10 protein-coding genes are annotated in these 21,640 nt (G+C 65.5%); 4 read left to right on the forward strand and 6 right to left on the reverse strand.

The window, feature by feature from the left end; genetic code table 11:
* Positions 1-12 precede the first annotated feature (12 nt).
* The 5 genes from EWE75_RS03015 to EWE75_RS03035 form a co-directional block, all read right to left on the reverse strand.
* Complete coding sequence (locus EWE75_RS03015; protein WP_130155216.1) at positions 13-1,455, reverse strand: efflux transporter outer membrane subunit; 1,443 nt, start codon at positions 1,453-1,455, stop codon at positions 13-15.
* Positions 1,452-4,748: an efflux RND transporter permease subunit gene (locus EWE75_RS03020; protein ID WP_130155217.1), complete on the reverse strand. Its 3,297-nt coding sequence runs from the start codon at positions 4,746-4,748 to the stop codon at positions 1,452-1,454. The genes EWE75_RS03015 and EWE75_RS03020 overlap by 4 nt, the downstream gene beginning before the upstream one ends.
* Positions 4,745-7,855 carry an efflux RND transporter permease subunit gene (locus EWE75_RS03025; protein ID WP_130155218.1) on the reverse strand — a complete coding sequence of 1,037 codons (3,111 nt, stop codon included), beginning with the start codon at positions 7,853-7,855 and terminating at the stop codon, positions 4,745-4,747. The genes EWE75_RS03020 and EWE75_RS03025 overlap by 4 nt, the downstream gene beginning before the upstream one ends.
* 12 nt (positions 7,856-7,867) lie before the next feature.
* Positions 7,868-9,061, reverse strand: a complete 1,194-nt coding sequence (locus EWE75_RS03030) for an efflux RND transporter periplasmic adaptor subunit (RefSeq protein WP_231708180.1) — start codon at positions 9,059-9,061, stop codon at positions 7,868-7,870.
* 173 nt (positions 9,062-9,234) lie between these two features.
* Positions 9,235-9,978 carry a dienelactone hydrolase family protein gene (locus tag EWE75_RS03035; RefSeq protein ID WP_130155220.1) on the reverse strand — a complete coding sequence of 248 codons (744 nt, stop codon included), beginning with the start codon at positions 9,976-9,978 and terminating at the stop codon, positions 9,235-9,237.
* 403 nt (positions 9,979-10,381) lie between these two features.
* Here EWE75_RS03035 and EWE75_RS03045 point away from each other — a divergent pair, with 403 nt between their 5' ends.
* From EWE75_RS03045 to EWE75_RS03060, 4 genes are all read left to right on the forward strand, one after another.
* Positions 10,382-13,054 (forward strand): TonB-dependent receptor, encoded by a 2,673-nt coding sequence (locus tag EWE75_RS03045; protein WP_130155222.1) that lies wholly within the window; start codon positions 10,382-10,384, stop codon positions 13,052-13,054.
* Complete coding sequence (locus EWE75_RS03050) at positions 13,054-14,145, forward strand: Ca2+-dependent phosphoinositide-specific phospholipase C (RefSeq protein WP_130155223.1); 1,092 nt, start codon at positions 13,054-13,056, stop codon at positions 14,143-14,145. Before EWE75_RS03045 ends, EWE75_RS03050 begins: the two co-directional genes overlap by 1 nt.
* A 300-nt stretch (positions 14,146-14,445) precedes the next feature.
* Positions 14,446-15,861, forward strand: coding sequence for an alkaline phosphatase (phoA, locus tag EWE75_RS03055; protein WP_130155224.1), 1,416 nt, complete (start codon positions 14,446-14,448; stop codon positions 15,859-15,861).
* Between the two features lie 75 nt (positions 15,862-15,936).
* Positions 15,937-18,024 carry a phosphocholine-specific phospholipase C gene (locus EWE75_RS03060; protein WP_130155225.1) on the forward strand — a complete coding sequence of 696 codons (2,088 nt, stop codon included), beginning with the start codon at positions 15,937-15,939 and terminating at the stop codon, positions 18,022-18,024.
* Between the two features lie 343 nt (positions 18,025-18,367).
* On the opposite strand, the gene EWE75_RS03065 is transcribed toward EWE75_RS03060, so the two are convergent.
* Complete coding sequence (locus EWE75_RS03065; protein WP_130155226.1) at positions 18,368-21,613, reverse strand: TonB-dependent receptor; 3,246 nt, start codon at positions 21,611-21,613, stop codon at positions 18,368-18,370.
* Positions 21,614-21,640: the final 27 nt, after the last annotated feature.

Raw genomic sequence — 21,640 nt, forward strand, 5'->3', positions numbered from 1 at the left:
TGAAGGCCGCGATCAGCGCGCGGTCGGATCGCCCGCCTGCCAACCCCCGCCGAGCGCCTGAATCAGCGCGACGGCGATGGTCTGGCGATCCGACTGGATCTGGATCAGCGCGCGCCGCGCCGACAGCGCGGTCGCCTGCGCGCTGACCACGTCGGTGAAGACGACGATGCCCGATTGATACTGGAAGCGCACCGATGCCTCGCTGCGATCCGCCGCGACCGACGCTTCGCGCAACAGCGCCTCCTGCCGCGCGAGGATCGCCGTCGCCGCGAGATTGTCCTGCACATCCTGGAACGCGGTCAGCGTCACTTGCCGGTAATTGGCGACCGCCGCGTCATAAGCGGCGCGATCCGCCGCGACGCGCGCACGCCGGGCGCCGGCATCGAAGATCGTCTGGGCGAGCGATGCGCCAACCGACCACAAAGACGCCGCCGAACTGAACAGCCCGGACAGCGTGTTGTTGTTGAACCCACCGCTGCCGGTCAGGCTGAGCGCGGGAAAGAAAGCGGCGCGATCGACGCCGATCTGCGCGTTCGCAGCCGCCACCTGCCGCTCGGCGGCGGCGATGTCAGGCCGGCGTTCAAGCAGCGTCGATGGGATCGCGACCGGCACGTCGGGCGTCGCGGGCGACCAGCCCGGCACCGCCGCCAGCGTGAAGGCAGCGGCATTTTCGCCGACCAGCACCGCGATCGCATCCTCGAACTGCGCGCGCGTGCGCTTCTGGCCTTCGAGGTCGGATCGTGCCGAGGCGAGTTGCGACTGGCCCTGGAACACGTCGCTATGCGGTGCGATCCCGGCATTGTAGCGGTTGGTCGCGATCTGGAGTGACCGCTGATACGCCGCGACCGTCGCGCTCAGGCTGGCGATCTGCGCGTCGGTGGCGCGCAGGCCGAGGTAGTTGGTGGCGAGTTCGCCATCGATCGCCAGTTGCGCGGAGGCGAGGTCGGCGCGGCGTGCCTGCTCGGTCGCGCGCGCGTTGGCGACGGTGTTGGCGATTTGCCCGAACAGATCGGGCTGCCAGCTTCCGTCGAGCCCGACGCGGTAACTGGTCTGCGCGTTCCCGCCGCCCGGCGACGCGACGCCATTGGTGACGATGGTGCGCGATCCGCCACTTTCCGAATGCGTTACCGATCCGCTCGCCGAGACGGTCGGAAACAGGCTGGCACGCGCCTCGCGCGTCGTCGCCCGTGCCTGTCGGTAGCTCGCGGCGGCCTGCGCGATCGTCTGGTTATGGGCGTGGGCGCGCACGATCAGATCGTCGAGCGTCGCGTCGCCGAAGCCGCTCCACCAGTCGGCACGCGGCGCCTGATCGGACGGGTTCGCCGGCTGCCAGCCGTCGACCGGCTTCCACGTCGGGGCCGCCGCGACCTCGGGCCGCGCATAGTGCGGCGCCAGCGAGCACCCCGCCAGCGCCAGCAGCGGAAGAAGCGAAGCGGAAAGGATCGGCTTGGTCATGCGGGAAGCTCGCTAAGGGTCGATCGCCGCGCGTGCGCGCGGCGCGAGGTCAGGCGGTCGAGATAGATGTAGACGACCGGCGTGGTGATGAGCGTCAGCAACTGGCTGGCGATCAGCCCGCCGATGATCGCGATGCCGAGCGGCTGGCGCAGTTCCGCCCCCTCGCCGAAGCCGATCGCCAGCGGCAGCGCGCCGAGTGCCGCCGCGATCGTCGTCATCAGGATCGGGCGGAAGCGCAGCAGGCTCGCCTCGCGGGCTGCGGCCTCGGCGCTGATGCCGCGCGTGCGCTGCGCATGGATCGCGAAATCGATGATGAGGATCGCGTTCTTCTTGACGATGCCGAGCAGCAGGAAAACGCCGATCAGCGCGATGATCGAGAAGTCCATGCCAAACAGCATCAGCGCCAACACCGCGCCCACGCCTGCGGCGGGCAAGGTCGACAGCACCGTCAGCGGGTGGACCAAGCTTTCGTAGAGGATGCCGAGCACGATGTAGATCGTGACCAGCGCTGCGAGGATCAACAGCGGTTGCTCGCCCTGCGATTGCTGCGAGGTCGCCGCCTGTCCGGCGAAGCGGCCGTGGACGGTGGTCGGCATGCCGATCTGCGCTTCGGTATCGGCGATCGCGGCCTGCGCGGTGGAGAGCGCGACGCCGGGCGCGGTATCGAACGAGATGGTCGTAGAAACCTCGGTCCCGTCATGGTTGACGCTGGCGGCGGTCGCGGCCTGCCCGAACGACGAGATCGCGTCCAGCGGCACCATCGTGCGCGGCGTGTTGCTGAGCGCGGCGCCGGTCGAGGGGCTGCGCAGCGCCGGATTGGTCGGCACCGCCGCCGTCGCGGCGGAGGCGGATTTGCCGGTCGAACTTGTCGTCGCGGCGGCGCCCGTCACCGTCGTCGCCGACGTGGCGGTCGTCGTGGCGTTGTTGGTGGCGGTCGCGTTCGGACCCGTGGCGATCACCGCATCCGCCCTGGCGGGCACGCGCACATCGGGGAGCGCGTGCGGGCCGGTAGTCGCGGTCTCGGGCCAGCCGAGGATCACGCTATACTGGTTCACGTCCTGGTAGATGTTGGCGACGCTGCGCTGGCCGAACGAATCGTACAAAGCGTTATCGACATCGAGCGAGGTGATGCCGAGCCGCGCCGCGCTGTCATGGTCGATGGTGACGAAGCTCTCGACGCCATTCTCGGCGAAGTCGCTGTCCACGTTCTTCAACTCGCGCCGCGCCTGAAGCGCGGTCGCAAGCTTCTGCGACCACAATTTCAACGCGGCGCTGCTGTCGGCGACGAGCGTATATTGATAGGTTGAATTGGACTGGCGCGCGCCGACCCGCAAATCCTGCACCGGCATCAGGAACAGCCGGATGCCCGCGACCGGCTGGAGCTTGCGCTGGAGCCGCGCGATGATCTCGGGTTCCTTCGCGCCGTGGCGCTTGCCGACAGGTTTCAGCGACACCATCATGAACGCACTGCCCGCGCGGCTGCCGCCGGTGAAGCCGACCACGGTCGAGACGGCGGGATCGGCCTTGATGATGCCGACCACCTGCTTGAGCTTGCCCTGCATATCCTGGAACGACACGCTCTGGTCGGCGCGCACGCCCGCCATCAGCAGCGGCGATTGCTGTTGCGGGAAGAAACCCTTTGGCACGGCGACATACAGCCACGCGGTCATCACGATCACCGCGATCAGCAGGAAGACGACGAGCGGCTTCATCACCAGCGCCCAATCGAGCGCGCGCGCATAGCCGCGCTCGATGCGCTGATAGCCACGCTCCAACACGCGCGCGACGCGGCCGGGCTGGCGGTCGTGCTCGGGGACTTTCAGGAACCACGCACACAGCATCGGCGTGGTGGTGAGCGACAGCACCAGGCTGATGAGCACCGCCGCCGACAAGGTCACCGCGAATTCGCGGAACAGCCGCCCGACGATGCCGCCCATGAACAGCAAAGGGATGAACACCGCGACCAGGCTGATGCTGATCGACAGCACCGTGAAGCCGACCTCGGACGCGCCTTTGATCGCCGCCTCAAACCGCCCCATCCCCGCTTCGAGATGCCGCGTGGTGTTCTCCAGCACGACGATCGCATCGTCGACGACGAAGCCCGTCGCCACCGTGATCGCCATCAGCGACAGGTTGTTGAGGCTGAACCCGAGCAGATACATCACGCCGAACGTGCCGAGCAGTGACATCACCGTCGCCGTCGCCGGGATCATCGTCGCGCGCAGATCGCGCAGGAATGCGAACACCACCACGATCACGAGGATCAGCGCGACCAGCACGGTGATCTCGATCTCACGCAGCGAAGCGCGGATCGAGCTGGTGCGGTCCATCGCCACGTCGAGCTTAATGTCGGGCGGCAATTGCTCGCGCAGCGCGGGCAGTTCCGCCTTGATCTGGTTGACCATCCGTATCAAATTCGCGCCCGGCTGCTGCGTGATGTTGACGATGATCGCGCGCTTGCCGTTGAACAGCCCGAGCGTGCGCGTGTCGGCCACGCTGTCCGTCACCGTCGCGATATCGCCGAGCCGCACCGCCGACGCACCGCGCCACGCCACCACCAGCGGGCGGTAATCGGCGGCGCTCTTGCCGGCCGCGTTGGTGTAGATCTGCCACGAGCGGCCGTTGGCGCCCTCGACCAGCCCCTTGGGGCGATTGGCGTTCGACGCTTCGATCGCGGCGCGGACATCCTCCATCGCGATGCCGTAAGAGTTGATCTGATACGGGTTCACCGACACCCGCACCGCCGGCAACGACCCGCCGCCAAGCTCGACATCGCCGACGCCCTGGATCTGCGACATGCGCTGCTGGATGATGTTCGACACCGCATCGTAGATTTGCCCGGCGGTGCGCGTGTCCGAGGTCAGCGCGAGCGTCACCACCGGCTGGTTGGCGGGGTTGACCTTGCGATAGGTCGGGTTCTGCCGCAGCGTCGCGGGCAGATCGACGCGTGCGGCGTTGATCGCCGCCTGCACCTCGCGCGCGGCGCCGTCGATGTTCTTCGACAGATCGAATTGCAGCGTGATCCGCGTCGAGCCGAGCGAACTTGACGAGGTCATTTCGTTGACCCCGGCGATCGTCGACAACCGCCGTTCGAGCGGCGTCGCGATGCTCTGCGCCATCACGTCGGGGCTCGCGCCGGCAAGGCTCGCCGATACGCTGATGACCGGGAAATCAACCTGCGGCAGCGGCGCCACCGGCAGCGAGAAGAACGCCGCGATCCCCGCCAGCGCGAGGCCGATCGTCAGCAGAATCGTGGCGATCGGCCGCCGGATGAAGGGTGCCGAAAGGTTCATGGCCGCGCTTCGGGGCCGATGTCAGGCGACGAGCGCACACCCCATCCGCGCCGCGCCAGCGATTGCTGCGCGCGGTCGAAATAGAGGTACACGACCGGGGTCGTGAAGATCGTCAGCAACTGGCTGACCAGCAACCCGCCGAAGATTGCAATGCCGAGCGGGCGGCGCAGTTCCGCCCCCTCACCCATGCCAACCATCAGCGGCACCGCCGCGAACAAGGCCGCCAGCGTCGTCATCAGGATCGGGCGGAAGCGCAAAATCGCCGCCTGCCGGATCGCCTCGATCGGCGGCAACCCCTCGTCGCGCTCGGCGGCGATGGCGAAGTCGATCATCATGATCGCGTTCTTCTTGACGATGCCGATCAGTAGCACGATGCCGATGATGCCGATCACGTCGAGATCATGCCCCGTCACCCACAAAGCGAACAGCGCGCCGACCGCCGCCGAGGGTAAGGTCGACAAAATGGTGACCGGGTGGATGAAGCTCTCGTACAGCACCCCCAGCACGATGTAGACGCACACGATCGCGGCCAGGATCAGGTAGAGCTGGTTGGTCAGCGAATTGGCGAATGCACCCGCGGCGCCGAGGAAGGTCGTCGAAATACCGGCCTTGACGTTGAGCGTCGCGAGCTTGGCCTTGATCGCATCGACCGCACTGCCCAGCGACACGCCCGGCGCGGTATCGAACCCGATCGTCGCCGCCGGGAATTGCGCGACGTGCGTGACCTGAAGCGGCGAACTGCCCTCGCGGATCGTTGCGATCGCGCTGAGCGGCGTCGCCCCCCCGGATGCCTGAAGGTGCAGCAGCCCAAGCGATTGCGGATCGGTCAGCAGCCCCGGTGCCGCTTCGAGGATGACACGATACTGCGTCGTCTCGGTGAAGATCGTCGAGACGATGCGCTGGCCGAACGCCGAATACAGCGCATCATCAACGCTCGACGCGGTGATGTCGAGCCGCGCGGCGGTGTCCCGGTCGATGTTGATGAACGCGGCCGAACCTTGCGCGCCGGCGTCGGTGGTCACGTTGCGGACCTTGCTAACCGATTGCAGCGCGGCGGCGATGCGCTTGGCCTCGGCGGTAACATCGGCGGTGTTCGATCCTTCGACAGACAGCCGGTATTGCGTTGGGCCGCTCTCGGCGTCGATCGTCAGATCCTGCGTCGGCTGGAGGTACAAAGTCACCCCGGCGATGCGATCGACCGCTTGGGTCAGCCGCTGCATCACCTTGGCCTGGCTGTCGTGGCTTTCCTTGAGGTTGATGAACATGCTGCCGGAGTTGAGCGTCGCATTGTCCGAGCCATCGACCCCGACGAATGCCGACAGCGACGCGACATCGCCATCAGCGAGGATCGCCTTGGCCGCTTGCGCCTGAAGCGCGGCCATCTTGTCGTAGGATACGCTTGTCGACGCGACGAGCCGCGCCTGCAACTGGCCGGTATCCTGTGTCGGGAACAGCCCCTTGGGAATGACGAGGTACAGCAGCACGGTGAGCGCAAGCGTGCCGATCGCCACCAGCAACGTCGCGAACCGCCGATCGAGCACGAAGCCGAGCGCCTTGGCATACCGCTGCTCGACCCGCTCGAACAGCGCGGCGGACCGTTGCGCGACCCGGCTCGGCTTCTCGTCGGCAGGGGCTTTCAGCCAGCGCGCCGATAGCATCGGCGTCAGCGTCAGCGACACCACCGCCGAAATCAGGATCGTCACCGCCAGCGTCACCGCGAACTCGCGGAACAGCCGGCCGACGATATCGCCCATGAACAACAAAGGGATCAGCACCGCGATCAGCGAGACGGTGAGCGAGATGATCGTGAAGCCAATCTCCGCCGCGCCCTTCAGCGCCGCCTCGAACGGCGGAACGCCCTCCTCGATATGGCGCTGGATATTCTCGATCATCACGATCGCATCGTCGACGACGAAGCCGGTCGCGATCGTCAGCGCCATCAGCGAGAGGTTATCGAGGCTGTAATCGAGCAGATACATCACCCCGAACGTGCCGATCAGCGAGATCGGCACCGCCAGCCCCGCCACCAACGTCGCGCGGCCGGAGTGCAGGAAGAAGAAGATCACCAGCACGACGAGCAGCACCGCCAGCACCAGCTCGAACTCGACATCGCTGACCGAAGCGCGGATGCCGGTGGTGCGATCGGCGATCACCTTGGCGTCGAGCCCGGCGGGCAGGCTCTTGAGCAGCACCGGAAGCTGGGTCTTGATCGCGTCGGTGGTCTGGATGACGTTCGCGCCGGGCTGGCGCTGGACGTTGAGGATGATCGCCGGCGTGGTGCCCGCGAGCGCGCCGAGCCGCGCGTTCTCCGCACCTTCCATCACCTGCGCGACTTGCGACAGCCGCACCGGCGCGTTGCTGGCGTAGCTGACGATCAGGTTCTTGTAATCATCGACCGTTTCCAACTGGTCGTTGGCGTTGATCTGGTACGATCGGTTCGGCCCGTCGAAGCTGCCCTTGGCGCTGTTGGCATTGGCATTGTCGATCGCGGTGCGAAGTTGCGACAGCGACAGGCCATAGCTCGCCAGAGCCTGCGTATCCGCGCGAATCCGCATCGCCGGCTTCTGCCCACCGGCGAGGCTGACGAGGCCGACACCGCTGATCTGGCTGATCTTCTGCGCGAGCCGCGTATCGACGATCGACTGCACTTGCGTCAGCGGCATCGTCTTCGAGCTGATCGCGATCGTCAGGATCGGTGCATCGGCGGGGTTGACCTTGGCGTAGACCGGCGGCGCGGGCAAATCGGCTGGCAGCAGCGCCGACGACGCGTTGATCGCCGCCTGCACTTCCTGCTCGGCGACATCGAGGCCCTCGCTCAGCCCGAATTGCAGCGTGATGACCGAAGCGCCCGCCGAACTGGTCGAGGCCATCCGCGTCAGCCCCGGCATTTCGCCGAACTGGCGTTCAAGCGGCGCGGTGACCGTCTGGCTCATCACCTCCGGGCTGCCGCCCGGATAGAGCGTCGTCACCTCGATCGTCGGGTAATCGACCTCGGGCAGCGCCGACAGCGACAGCATGCGGAAGCCGACGAGGCCGGCCAGCACGATGCCGACCATCAGCAGCGCGGTCGCGACCGGGCGGAGGATGAATATGCGCGAAGGGCTCATGGCGTGCGCCGATCAGCCGCGATTGCGCCGACGACGCCCACCACCAGCACCCGCCGCCGGCTTGTCACCGGGCAATGCCACCTTGGCACCTTCGCTCAGCCGGTCGCCGCCATCGGTGATGACGATGTCGCCGACGTTGAGGCCACTCACCACCTGCACCTTGTCGGCGGAGGCGATGCCGGCGTTGATCGTGCGTTGGGTCACCGTCTTGTCCGGCTTTAGCAGCCACACGAAGCTGATATCCTGCCCCGATCGCACCGCCGCCGGCGGTATCGTCACCGCCTGACGGATCGTATCGACGGTCAGGCGGACGTTGACGAACTGGCTTGGGTAAAGCTGGCCGCTCGCATTGGCGAAGCGCGCCTTGCCCTTGATCGTGCCGGTGGTGGTATCGACCTGATTGTCGAGGGTCGAGAACCGCCCCTGATCGAGTGTCTGCGTGCGAGTCCGGTCGAGCGCGATCGCGGGGATATCGGCGCCCTGCGCGATGCGCTTGCCGATCGCCGGCGCCTGATCCTGCGGCACCGCGAATTCGACATCGATCGGCTGGAGCGTCGTCACCACGGCGATGCCGTTGGTATCACCCGCGCCGATGTAATTGCCGACATCGACCACGCGCAAGCCGACCCGCCCGGTCACCGGAGACACGACGCGGGTGAAACCGAGGTTGATCTGCGCCTGCTGGACCTGTCCGCGATCGATCGCGATCGTGCCTTCGAGCTGTTTGGCGGTCGCCGCCTGCGTGTCGACATCCTGCCGCGCGATCGAATCCTGTCCAAGCAACGTCTGGTAGCGGCCAAGTTGCACGCGCGCGTTGGCAAGCTGGGCACGATCGCGGATCAGCGCGCCCTGTGCTTGCAGCAACGCCGCCTGATACGGTCGCGGATCGATGATCGCGAGCGTCTCGCCCTTACGGACGAGCTGCCCCTCGCGGTAGAGCACTTGCGTGATCGTGCCCGACACTTGCGGGCGGATCGTGACGGTCGCGGCGGGCGTGACCGTGCCGAGCGCCTCGACCTGGATCGGCAGATCGGCGCGGACCGCCTTGACGGTGCCGACCGTGGTCGGCTGCCCGCCGCCGCGTCGGCCACCGCCACCACCCGGGCCGCCGCCGCGCGTACCCGTACCCGAGCTGGAATGCGCCAGCCACACCGCGCCGAGCACGACCAAAACCAGCACGACGATGCCAGCGATCCAGCTCAACACACGTCCCCGCCGACTGATCGGTCGCGGCGCATCCGCTACGATATCGTCTCGGTAACGTGGGGAGGAAGGGTCGACCTCGGTCATGGTAGTTCCGCGCGTGATTTCGTTACCCTTACCGTCTCGGAACTGGGCTTTGTGTCAATCCAACAATTGTCGCAGAGTGTCGCGAGCGCTCAGCGCAACGCGCGTTGGAACAGCGCCAGCGTCCATCCGATCGCTTGCAGGAACAGCGCGGGATCGTAGCGCGGACCTTCATCGCGAAGGAACGCGTGCTGTCCGTTGACCTCATGCCATTCGTAGCTGGCACCGACCGCTTCCAGGCGCGCGCGGATGATCTCGCGGCCTTCGAACGGAACGTGCGGGTCTTGCCGCCCCCAGACGAACATCGCCTCGGCCTTGAGCTCAGCCATCCGCGCGAGACTGTCGTCGCTTCGGCCTTCGCCCAGGGAACCGGAATGGACGTCGGTCGCGTAGAAGCACGCGGCCGCCTTCACGCGCGGATCGAGCGCGGCACGATACGCAAGATGCCCGCCGAGACACACGCCGAAGGTCGCCAACTGGCCGTTGCAGGCCGGGTGCGCGGCGAGTTCGGTCAATCCTGCGTGCGCGTCCGCATCATATGAGGCGATCGGCTTGGTGAACTTGAGTGCATTGCCGCGATCGGTGCCAGCCTGATCGTAGGCGAGAACGGTGCCAGCCGGTTCATATTCGTGATAGACTTCCGGCACGGCCACCACATAGCCATTCCCCGCGAGCATCGCCGCGAGCCGCCGGATCGGCGCCGTGACCTGATAGATTTCCGAAAACAGCAGCACGCCCGGGAAACGCCCGTCCATCGCGGGACGGAACAGATGGAGCCGCATCATGCCGCCGCCGGCGATGGCAATGTCCTGGGTTTCGTCGCTGCGTAAGATCATGCTGCTCCCCTCTGGCTGACGCGCGCTTGGTGGCACCGCATCCGCCTGAGGGCAACCGGGCCAGCTTGGAACTTCACCGTTACCGTGCGCGGCTTGCCGGGATACCGGCTTTCTCCGGCGCCCGGATCGCCCTGCGTGACAAGTGAAGGTCTCGCACTATCGCCTTAGTGGCTTTTCCCGAGGTGTGTTCGCGCCGGACCCTCAACATCGTCTCCAATACCAACATCCCGATCTTGCCGCCTGACACTGCCAAGCCGATCACCAGCCACAGGCGCCTGCATAACTGCCGTCACACATAGTTCATGCATCTGTCATGTCGCCGGCACTGAACCGCATCAAAACCGCAACGACGGGCATCTAAGCGCCCCTCCAACAGCAAAAGCTGTCCACGGGGAACCATCACATGTCGAGCTATTCACGCCTGTTTCGGGCGACGCTGCCGTTCACTCTTGCGGCATTAGGGTATACGCAGCCGGCGGCGGCGCAACTAAAGGCCGACACGTCGAATCCGGGCGCGCAGACCGCAGACGCGAACACCGCTGCCGCCGACGGCGCGAACGACATCGTGGTGACCGGCTCTTACGCGGACAGCCTTGCGGCGGCGACCGAGACCAAGCGCCGCGCGGCGTTCGGTGTCGATGCGATCAACTCGACCGACATCGGCAAGTTTCCCGCACAGAACGTCGCGGAAGCGCTCCAACTGGTGCCGGGCGTCGCGATCACACGCCCGCGTGGCGAGGGGCTGTACATCAGCGTTCGAGGGCTCGGGCCGCAGTTCCAGAACACGCTGCTGAACGGGCGCCCGGTCGCAATCAACGATCTTATCGAGAACGGCGGCGCCAACGGCCGCCAGTTTCGCTTTGAGATGCTGCCGGCCGAATTCGTGTCCCAGATCGACGTCGTGAAGACGCCGACTGCGGACATGAACGAGGGTGCGCTCGGCGGCAACATCGACGTGCATACCTTCCGGCCGCTCGAGGTGGGCACCAAGACCACGCTCAACCTGCGCGGCACCTACACCACTCTGACGGAGAAGGTGAAACCCAACGCGACCGCCCTGACGAGCTTCAAGAGCGGCGACGGCACCTTCGGCATCCTCGCCGCCGCGCAATATTGGGGCAAGTCGGTCCGCAACGACCGCACATACAACACCGGCTGGTATCTCGATAAGTTCGCCTCGGCGCTCGGGTCCGGCTTCTACACGCCCGGCCGCACCCGACCGACCGTGGAGACCGAGGATCGTAAGCGCCTATCCGGCCTGATCTCGGCGCAATGGCAGCCGACGCCGGAATTGCAGACCACGCTCGACGTGCTCGCGACGCGACTGGATGTCGCCTATGACGAGTTCGGGCTCGACATCTATCCCGACGATTCGAGCGTCGCCGGGCACAAGCCGGTCATCGTGCCGGGTTCGGTCAAGCTCGACGGCGACACCGTTGTTGCCGCGACGATCAACGATGTGCGCTTCATGGGCACGCGCGAATACAGCCTCAACCGGCATGACCTGATCACGATCGGCCTCAAACAGGCGTGGAACCCGGAAGGCTGGCATATCGTCGCCAATGCCAACTGGTCTTACGCGCACAGCTTCCACCCAAGCTACGCCGAAGGCACGGTGCGTAGCCGCATCCAATTCTTCGCGCCGCTGAGCTACGACGCGTCCGGTGGCTACAAGGTCGCCCCGACGATCACCACGCCGACCGATGTGCTTAACCCGGCCAATTACACGCTGTACCCCTTCAACATCGCGCCCAAGAACAGCCGGGATTGGGATCGCTACGTTCGGCTCGATGTCGACCATGAAATGGATGGCTTCATTACCAAGCTGTCGGCGGGCGGAGAGTATCATTCGCGCAAGCGTGACTACCGGCGCCGCGACTTCACCGTGAGTCCGGCCGCCAACACGTCGCTCAACGGCTTCGCACCCAACGGTTACGAGCAGATGCCGTTCGACAACTTCCTGTCGGGCGTACCCGGCAATTATCCACGCACCTGGATCGTGCCGATCACCAGCGTATTCTATGACAAGCTGTTCACCGACGCGATCGCCAACGCGCCGCTGGCCGTCGGCGATCTCCGCGCCTCGTATGTCGTCACCGAGAAGACAGCGGGCGGCTACGTGCGCGCCGACTACGCCTTTGCGCTCGGTGCCGTTCCGGTCACCGGCAACGTCGGCGTCCGCTATGTCCATACCGATCAGGTTGCGAGCGGTACGCTCACGACCGGCAGCGTGGCGACCCCGGCAAGCTTCCCGCAGACCTTCAACAACTGGTTGCCGAGTTTCAACCTGCGCGCCGAACTGACGCACGACTTGGTCGGTCGGCTGGCCGCCAGCCGGGTGCTGACCCGCCCGAACGTGACGCAGAGCGCGCCGCAGATCAGCGTCTCCACCGACCAGCCGACCGCGAGCGGCGGCAACCCGGCACTGAAGCCCTTCCTCGCCACGCAGTTCGATGCCTCGCTCGAGTGGTATTTCAGCCGGCAAGGCTCGCTCACCGGCGCGCTGTTCTACAAGTCGATGGACGACTACATCACCGCGCAGAACATCAACGTCGAAATTCCCGGGCGCGGCACGGTGCTGCTCAGCACGCAGGTCAATGGCGGCAATGCGAAGGTCTACGGCGCGGAAGCGGCCTACAATCAGGTGTTCACCTTCCTGCCGGCGCCGTTCGACGGTCTGGGCTTCCAGGCGTCCTACACGCACACCTCGGTACAGGCGAGCTACACGGCCGGCGCGCGCCCGATCAAGGATCAGTTGATCGGCTTGTCGAAAAACAGCTTCAACGTCGTCGGCTTCTACGACAAGGGGCCGCTCTCGACCCGGCTGTCCTATACGTGGCGCGATAAATACCTCACCGGCATCGGCAGCACCACGCAGGCGACCACCACGCAGGCGGCGTTCGGATCGCTCGATGGCAACCTCTCGATCCGCGCCACCAGCCACCTGATGTTCAGCGTCGAGGCGATCAACATCGCCAATGCGAACAGCTACAGCTACAACGAGAAGGAGATTCAGTTCGGCGAGATCAACAATTACGGTCGCACCATCCTGTTCGGTGTGCGGGCGCAGTTCTGATGATCAGAGCCACGCTTCTGGGGCTCGCCGCTCTGGCGCTCGGCGCAGCCGCCCCACCGCTCAGGATGAACGACATCCAGGTGATCGGCTCACACAACAGCTTCAAGGCCCGCATCCCTGACGCGGTCATGGCCAGGTTGCGTGCGATAGAGCCGAAACTGGCCGACGGCCTCGATTATTATCATCTGCCGCTGGCTGAGCAACTCGATCACGGCGTACGCCAGATCGAGATCGACATCTTCGCCGATCCCAAGGGCGGCCGATACGCCGACCCCAAGGGCGAGGTCTGGGCGCGCGCCGCCGGGGAAACCACCGCGTTCGACCGTGCGGCGATGCGGCAACCTGGCTTCAAGGTGTTCCATATCCCCGATGTGGATTACATCAGCACCTGCGTGACGCTGCGCCGCTGTCTCGGCGAGGTCGATCGCTGGTCGCGCCAGCACCCCGATCATCTGCCGATCATGATCACCATCAACGCAGCCGATACGCCATCGGACCGACCGGGCATCACCGATCCGATCGCGCTCGATGATCCTGCGCTGCTCGACGCGCTGGACGTCGAAATCCGGTCCGCGTTCCGGGGCAACCGGCTCATCACGCCGGACGAGGTTCGCGGAAACGCGCCTTCGCTGAGCCAGGCAGTCCGACAGCGCGGGTGGCCGAGCCTGTCTGCGGCGCGCGGCCGGGTCTACATCCTGTTCGACGTACGCAAGGCGGTCTCGGACACGTACCGCCAGGGGCATCCATCACTCGCCGGCCGCGCGATGTTCGGCTGGTATCCTGGGGATGACGCGGATTCTGCGGTACAGATCGTCCAGGACCCGCTGGTGGACGAGGCCAAGATCCGGCGATGGGTGCAACAGGGCCTGATCGTGCGAACCCGCTCCGACGCGAACACCGCCGAGGCGCGCGCCAAAGACTATCGCAAGGCCGAGGCCGCGATGGCGAGCGGCGCCCAGGCCGTCAGCACGGACTATTATCCGGGCGCGCCCGATCCGCTGCACACGGGTTTCACGGTGACGCTTCCGCGAGGTGAGATGGCGCGCTGCAGTCCGGTTCGTGTTGCGTCGGGCTGCCGACTGCGGCGGTAAAAGCCCCCGCGCTCGCGCTCTGCGCAGTCGCGATACTGTGCCTGTCGGCGGGCGCGTCCCGCGCGACGCCACGCGGCAGGTTCGTGGTCGAAGCGGCAAGCCGAATCACGCCGCACGGCGCGCGGGCCTTGGCGATCGTCGCGGCAGCCGACCGACGGCTGCTCGCCTCGCACCGACGATTCCGGGCGTGCTGCCCGCCACGCCAAAGGTGATTGTATCCTTCCTGCAAAGGAAGGCCGCTAACCACAGTCTCGACCGTCGCCGCCTGGCGCGGTGCCCCGAGCCGACCAAGGACCGCACATGACCTTTCTGCCACGCTGCTCGCTTGCCTCCGTTCTCGCTCTCGCCGCAGCAACCGCTGCCAGCGGGCAGTCAGCACCGGCTGATCTCGCACGCGCGGCGCAAGGGGATCTCAGCCAGCCCGGCGGCGCGCGCCGGATCAAAGGCGACATGACCGCCACCTACCGCACGCTGATCCGCGATGGCGTGGTGCGCAACGTTATCCTGCTAATCGGCGATGGCATGGGCGATTCCGAAATCACCCTCGCCCGCGATTATGCCGAGGGCGCGGGCGGCTATTTCAAGGGCATCGATGCGCTGCCGGTGACCGGCCAGTACACCCATTATGCGCTGGAGAAAGCGACCGGCAAACCGAATTACGTGACCGATTCCGCCGCTTCGGCAACAGCGTGGAGCACCGGCGTGAAGAGCTACAATGGCGCGATCGGCGTCGATATCCGCGAAGTCCCGCATGCCTCGCTGATCGAGCGCGCCAAGGCGGCCGGCTATGCGACCGGTGACGTCACCACCGCCGAGATCGAAGATGCCACCCCCGCCGCGCAGATAGCCCACGTCACCATGCGCGCCTGCTTCGGCCCGGTCGCCACCAGCAAGCTTTGCCCGACCAACGCGCTCGAAAACGGCGGTGCCGGTTCGATCGCCGAGCAACTGCTCAACGCCCGTCCCGATGTCGCGCTCGGCGGCGGTGCCGCCGCGTTCGCGGAAACCGCGCAGGCTGGCGATTGGCGGGGCAAGACGCTGCTCGACCAGGCGCGCGTGCGCGGCTTCGCCGTGGTGGAGGATGCGGCCGGGCTGGAGGCGATCACCCGCGCCGACACTACTCGCCCGCTGCTCGGTCTGTTCGCACCGGGCAACATGCCGGTGCGCTGGCAGGGGCCGAAGGCCAGCCACCACGGCAATATCGACCAGCCGCCCGTCCGCTGCGCGGTCAATGCGGAACGCTCCGCCAGCGTGCCCACACTCGCGGCGATGACGACCAAGGCGATCGCGCTGCTGCGCAAGAACCCCAAGGGCTTCCTGCTGCAGGTGGAGGGCGCTTCGATCGACAAGGAAGATCACGCCGCTAATCCGTGCGGCCAGATCGGCGAGACGGTCGATCTCGACGAGGCGGTTCAGGTCGCGCTGGCCTTCGCCAAGGCCGACGGGCACACTTTGGTGATCGTCACCGCAGACCATGCCCATACCAGCCAGATCATCGGCAACGGCAGCCAGGCACCGGGGCTGACCGAGGCCCTGCTGACCAAGGACGGCAGTGTGCTGACGGTGAATTATGGCACCTCGGAAGTCGGCTCGCAGGGTCATACCGGCACGCAGTTGCGCGTTGCTGCCTACGGCCCACGCGCTGCCAATTTCGCCGGACTGACCGACCAGACCGACATGTTCTACACGATCCGGGACGCGCTCGGCCTGAAATGATGCTGTACCGTCATGCGCGCGTCACCATGTCGTGTGCAGTCGCGGTCCTGTCATAGCTACCTGAGGCCCTCCACCATGATCGACCGTCGCTCGCTGCTTCGCCACTCGCTGCACGGCGCTGCGCTTGCCGCGATATCGCCCGCGCTCGCCCGCGCCGCCGCGATCGGCCCAGACCGGCGCAGCGGCGGCTTGCGCGACATCGACCATATTGTCGTGCTGATGCAGGAGAACCGCAGCTTCGACCATTATTTTGGCACGATGGCCGGCGTGCGTGGCTTTGGCGACCGTTTTCCGATTCCGGTTGCGGGCGCGCCGGGTGGCCCTCCGCGCACCGTCTGGGATCAATATGACGGCACCGCGCAGCCGCCGCGCATCCTGCGCCCGTTCCGAATGGAAACCCGCGAGCATTTCGAGCTGATGCGCGTCCCCGGCACGCCGCACAACTGGCCAGACGCGCAGGCCGCATGGGATCACGGCCGCATGGGCCATTGGCCCGAGGCCAAGACGCAGCGCACGATGGCGCATTACGGCGCGGAGGATCTGCCCTTCCAGTTCGCGATGGCCGACGCCTTCACGCTGTGCGACGCCTATCATTGTTCGATGCAGACCGGCACCAACTGCAACCGGCTGTTCCAGTGGACCGGCACCAACGATCCGTTCGGGCGCGGCGGCGGCCCAACCATCGAGAACCCCGACGATGACCTCGCCAAGCCGGATGCCGCCAGCAGCCCGCGCTTCTTCTGGACGACCTATCCCGAACGGCTCGAGGCCGCTGGGGTGCGTTGGGCGGTCTATCAGGACATGGCGGACAATTTCACCGACAATCCGCTCGCCAACTTCCTCCAGTTCCGCGCCGCCTATCGCGGCGATGCGGGATCGCGCAAGGCGTTGCGCGACAAGGGGCTGGCGACACGCGCGCTTGACGCGCTCCGCGCCGATTGCCTGGCGGACCGCCTGCCGAGCATCAGTTGGGTGGTCGGCACGGCGGAAGGATCGGAACATCCCGGCCCGTCCAGCCCAGCGCAGGGCGCTGCCTATACCGCACAGGTGATCGCTGCGTTGACCGCAAATCCCAAGGTGTGGGCGCGCACCGCTCTGTTCATCAACTTCGACGAGAATGATGGCTTTTTCGATCATGTGCCGCCCCCAGCCCCGCCGTCTCCCGATGCTGGCGGTTTCGCCGGCGCCAGCACGGTCACCACGGCGGGCGAATATCACCACCTGCCCGCGCCCGGCGCCGACAGCGACCACCTGGCGTTGCGCGGGCGGCCCTATGGGCTGGGTCCGCGCGTGCCGATGTACGTGCTGTCTCCCTGGACGCGCGGCGGGCGCGTGTTCTCGGAAGTCGCCGACCATACCTCGGTGCTGCGCTTCATGGCGGCCCGGTTCGGCGTCGATGAACCCAATATCTCCGCGTGGCGGCGCGCGGTGTGCAGCGATCTCGTGCCCGCTTTCGATTTCGCGCAGGGTGGTAAACCGGCGGCGCTGACCCAGTCGCTGATCGACACCATGACCGACGCACCGACGCGCCGCGCTGCGGCGCAAGCGATCGCGCATCAACCGCACCCGATCGCCCCTGAGGACCAGCCGCTGCCGCAGCAGGCGACCGGCATCCGCCCGGCGGTGGCGACGCGCTACCAGCCTGAGGTTCATGGCGCAGTTCACGGCGACGCCTTTCGCCTGACGTTCGCAGCCGCCGGGGGCCTCGCCGTGGTGTTCCATGTCTATGACCGGCCGCGGCTCGACGCGATCCCGCGCCGGTACACGGTCGAACCCGGCAAGACCCTCCACGCCGACTGGCCTCTGGCGGGCGAGCAGGGCTATGATCTGTTCGTGCTGGGGCCAGCGGGCTTTCACCGGCTGTTCGTGGGCAGCGGTCGCGCCGAACCCTTCGTGACATGGCGCATCGTTGATACGGGCGCGTCGGGCAAGGCGCTGCGGATCGACGCGCGACCGGCTCACGGCGTGGAGGTCGCGCCGGGCGCCTATCAGGCTGAACACGCCACCTGGACGCCCGATGCAACGGGCACGCACACCTGGCCGCTTGCACCGACGCACGGCTGGTACGACCTCATCGTCACCGCGCCCGATGGCTGGCGACGACGGCTGGCGGGATGCGTCGCCGGGCCTTGGCCCGCGATCAGCGATCCGGCTCAGGCATGAGTTTTCGGAGGCGGGAATGACGGACGACGCGCCGCGTTGCTCGTTGCGCCCTATAGGCCGGCATCGGGACACGGCGCGCCGCCCCGGGCGCACCAATGCGGCGACATGAAAATACCTCCGGCGATTCGGCATGCTCGGCTGTCCCGCGATCAGGCGACGGTTGCGCTCGATATAACTGCCAGCGGAAGTGAGCAGCAGTCGATCGCCGGAAGGCGGTGTTCTGAGAACGAGCATCCGCTACGGCATAGACGGACGCTGGATCATACGGTTTGCCTATCTGAACGGGTGACCCAGCGACTGGCCATAAAAATATTCAAGGCAGAAAATTCCAATCCTTCAGCCCCTAAAATTTGAACTGAAGGCCGGCGAACAGCCGCCGTCCGGCATAATAAACTTCCGAAGTGCCGATGCCCTTCACATAGGAGCGCGAGTAAGCCTTGTTGATGTTCTGCATTTCGACAAACAGGCTGGTATGATATTTTGGGAAGCGCAGTGTGATCTTCCCGTCGAGATACCCTTCACCCTGGCGGTAGATCGGCAAATTGCCGTTGTTCGAATCCGCCGCCGTAACCAGCCAGTCGGAGCGATAATTGTAGCTCAGCCGCGCGTTGAGAAAGCCCTTGTCGTAGAAAATGCTGGCATTGTACGTCCATTTGGACAGGCCGGGATATTCAAGCAGCGGCTGACCGGTCGCCGAGTTGGTCAGATTGGTCCTGATCGCGCGCGCAAAGGTGACGTTGCCCGAGGCGCCGAAACCATCGAATGGCTCGGGCAGGAAGGTGAACGCAGTTTGCGCGCTGCCTTCGATGCCATCGAGCAGCGCGCCGAACCCATTGACAGGCTGGCGCACGGTATAAAGGACGCCATCCTTGAACAGATCAACGCCCGAGCGGGTGACGTTGGGAACGACAAAGCTGTTTTCGTACTTCTTATAATAGCCGAGGCTTACCAGCGTATCGGGGTTGGGATACCAAGCGAGGTTCAGCTCCCACTGGTCGGCGCGGTATGGGACCAGATCGGGATTGCCCGCAGTGCAGGTATCATCCGCCGCGACGACGGTGGCGTCATCGGTGCAAGTTATCGTCGCAACCAAATCCGATGGCTTCGGACGCGCGAGGTTCTTGGCCCAATTCGCGCGCATGACCAAGTTTGGCATAATTTCTAGCGCGGCGTTGAACGCGGGCAGGACATCCGCATAACTGTTCTTGAGCGTCGATTGCTGAGCTTTGAGCACCACCGTTTCGACCGAACCGGTCGGGGAAAAGCGCGTCACCCGGCTGATGTTGACCCCCGTGCCGTCGTCGCGCGTATAGGTATAGCGCACCCCGGCATTGCCAGTCAGGCGCATACCTAGAACGCGCGTTTCGAAATTGGCTTTGACATAGCCGGCGGCGATCTTCTCGTTGATTGTATAGGACGGGATTTGCGGCAGACCATTGGCGTTGAGTGTCAAATCCTGGTCGAAACCCGACAGGTCATAATATTTGGAAATCTCGCTTGCGTTGAAATTGGGAAAGGCGATGCGGCCGGGAATTCCGCCGGGCGTCCCCTGTAGCCCAGTGAACAGCGGAGACCCTGCGCTGGTGACGCCAAGTGCGTTGATCAGCGACGCATATTCCGCCTGCGTAAGTTGATTGGTGTAGGTGCCGTTGCCGGTCTTGGTGGTGCGCGCCGTCACCGCCGAGACGATGTTGGTCGAATAGGACACGTTGGCGGTGTCCTGATAGACTTGCGGCGTCACCCCGGCGGCGGTGAGGAGCCGCGAGCCGCCACCAGTGTACAACACATAATCCTGATCGCGATATTGACCACCATATTCGATGCTCTTGAGCGGCCCTAAATCGACCTGCCAATCGATGTCGAGCTTTGCCTGCTTCTCGCTGTTCGAGGACTGCGACGGGCGGTACTGGACCGTCGGCCCCGATTGCGCGACGTTACCAGGGCGCGTCAGGTCGGTGTAGATGCCGGCGTTAGCGGGGTCGACGCTGCTCGGATAGGTGAAGACCGGGACGCCAAGCGAATTGCCCGTATCAAGCTTCACGCCGGCGATGCCAGTATTGATCGAAATGAGGTTGGTTTCGCCCGTGGTATTGCCCTTGGCGTAGGACACCATGCCCTTGGCCTGGAAGCGATCGAGATTCCAATCGAAGCCGCTTTGGAAATATTGCGACTTCTGATTGTTTTGGAAGTCACGACGCTGCACGCCGAGGATATTGCTCGACCCGCTGGTGACGGTGCTGCTTACCACCACCGAATTGAGTGCCGTCGTATAGCCGGTGACGACATGGTCCGCATTCACCGTCGCGGTGCCGAGCTTTACTTGCGGGATCGAACTGGTGCCCAGCACCGGATCGAGCTGGTAGCGCTGGTAGCGGCCCATATCGAGCGCGTAGTTGGTGTCGAAGAGACGCTGGTCGCGATTGTTGATCTGCGCCTCGGCATAGGCGCGGAAATTGTGCGCGAACTCATATTGAACGGTGAAGTCGCCCGACAGGCGCTTGTCGCGGCGCACCAGGTTGCGATAGCGCGGCGCGGTCGGCGCCCAGTCGAAGAACTGGTTCTCGCACGCACCCCGACGCGTTGCGAAGGTGGCGGTCGATGTGCTGCCAACGTTGGCGCAGCTCGCATAGGTGGGGAAGGCAGAATATGCGGCGTTGGCGACTGTCGGCTTGTCCGAATGATCGAAGTCGGCAAGGCGACTGTAATTGGTGTTGCTGGCGTAATCCTGCCGCGTGGACTTGTCATCATAGGTGACGTTGAGCAGGACGCCGAGACCGTCGAGCAGGAAATGCGGGGTGCCGAGTACGATTGTGCCGCGTGGACGCCAGTCCCGCGTCGTCTCGAGATACTGCTCCGACAAGACGACGCTGCCGAGCGCCTTCTTCAATTCGAGCGGCTTGCGCGTTTCGACCAACACGGTGCCGCCTATGCCGCCCTCGGTCAGGTCGGCCGCGTAGCCCTTATAGACGTCGATCGATTTGACGAGTTCGGTGGCGAGTTCTCGGAAATCGCCAGCGCGGCTGCCGCTGGCCGAGACCTGGCTGACACCGTTTATTTCGATGCGGTTGAGATCAGGCTCGACGCCGCGGATCGAGACCTGCGTGCCTTCGCCGAAATCGCGGGTGAGTTGGACGCCGGTGATACGCGACAGCGAGTCCCCGACGTTCTTGTCGGGGAAGCTCGCAATGTCATCGGCGACGATCGAGTCGACCACCGTGCCGGCGTTGCGCTTGCGATTGATGGCCGACTGCAACGAGGCGCGAGTGCCGACCACGACAACCTCCTGACCCGTTGCGACATCGGGGCTGGTCCGCCCCGCGTCGTGCGGATTGTCCTGGGCGGACTGGGTTTCGACCGGTGGCGACACGTCGGCGGAGGCGCGGTCGCGCGTCGCCGGCTCGACCGTGGCGGAGGAGGGCGCGATGTTCTGGTCGTTCCGGGGCGCGGTCTTGGGCTGCGGCTGGAGAGCGGGACCCGGTATCGCGCTCCGCGCCGCAGCGATCGCCGGCAGGGCGCAGCCCAGCGTCAGCGCGACGACCGATGTGGTGCGGAAAAGCCGGTGACGCGGAGCCGAACGAATATTGGTCATGATAATCCCCCCTAAGGCGTCCTGGCT

The organism is Sphingomonas populi (genome assembly GCF_004208535.1).
Taxonomy (GTDB): Bacteria; Pseudomonadota; Alphaproteobacteria; order Sphingomonadales; family Sphingomonadaceae; genus Sphingomonas; species Sphingomonas populi.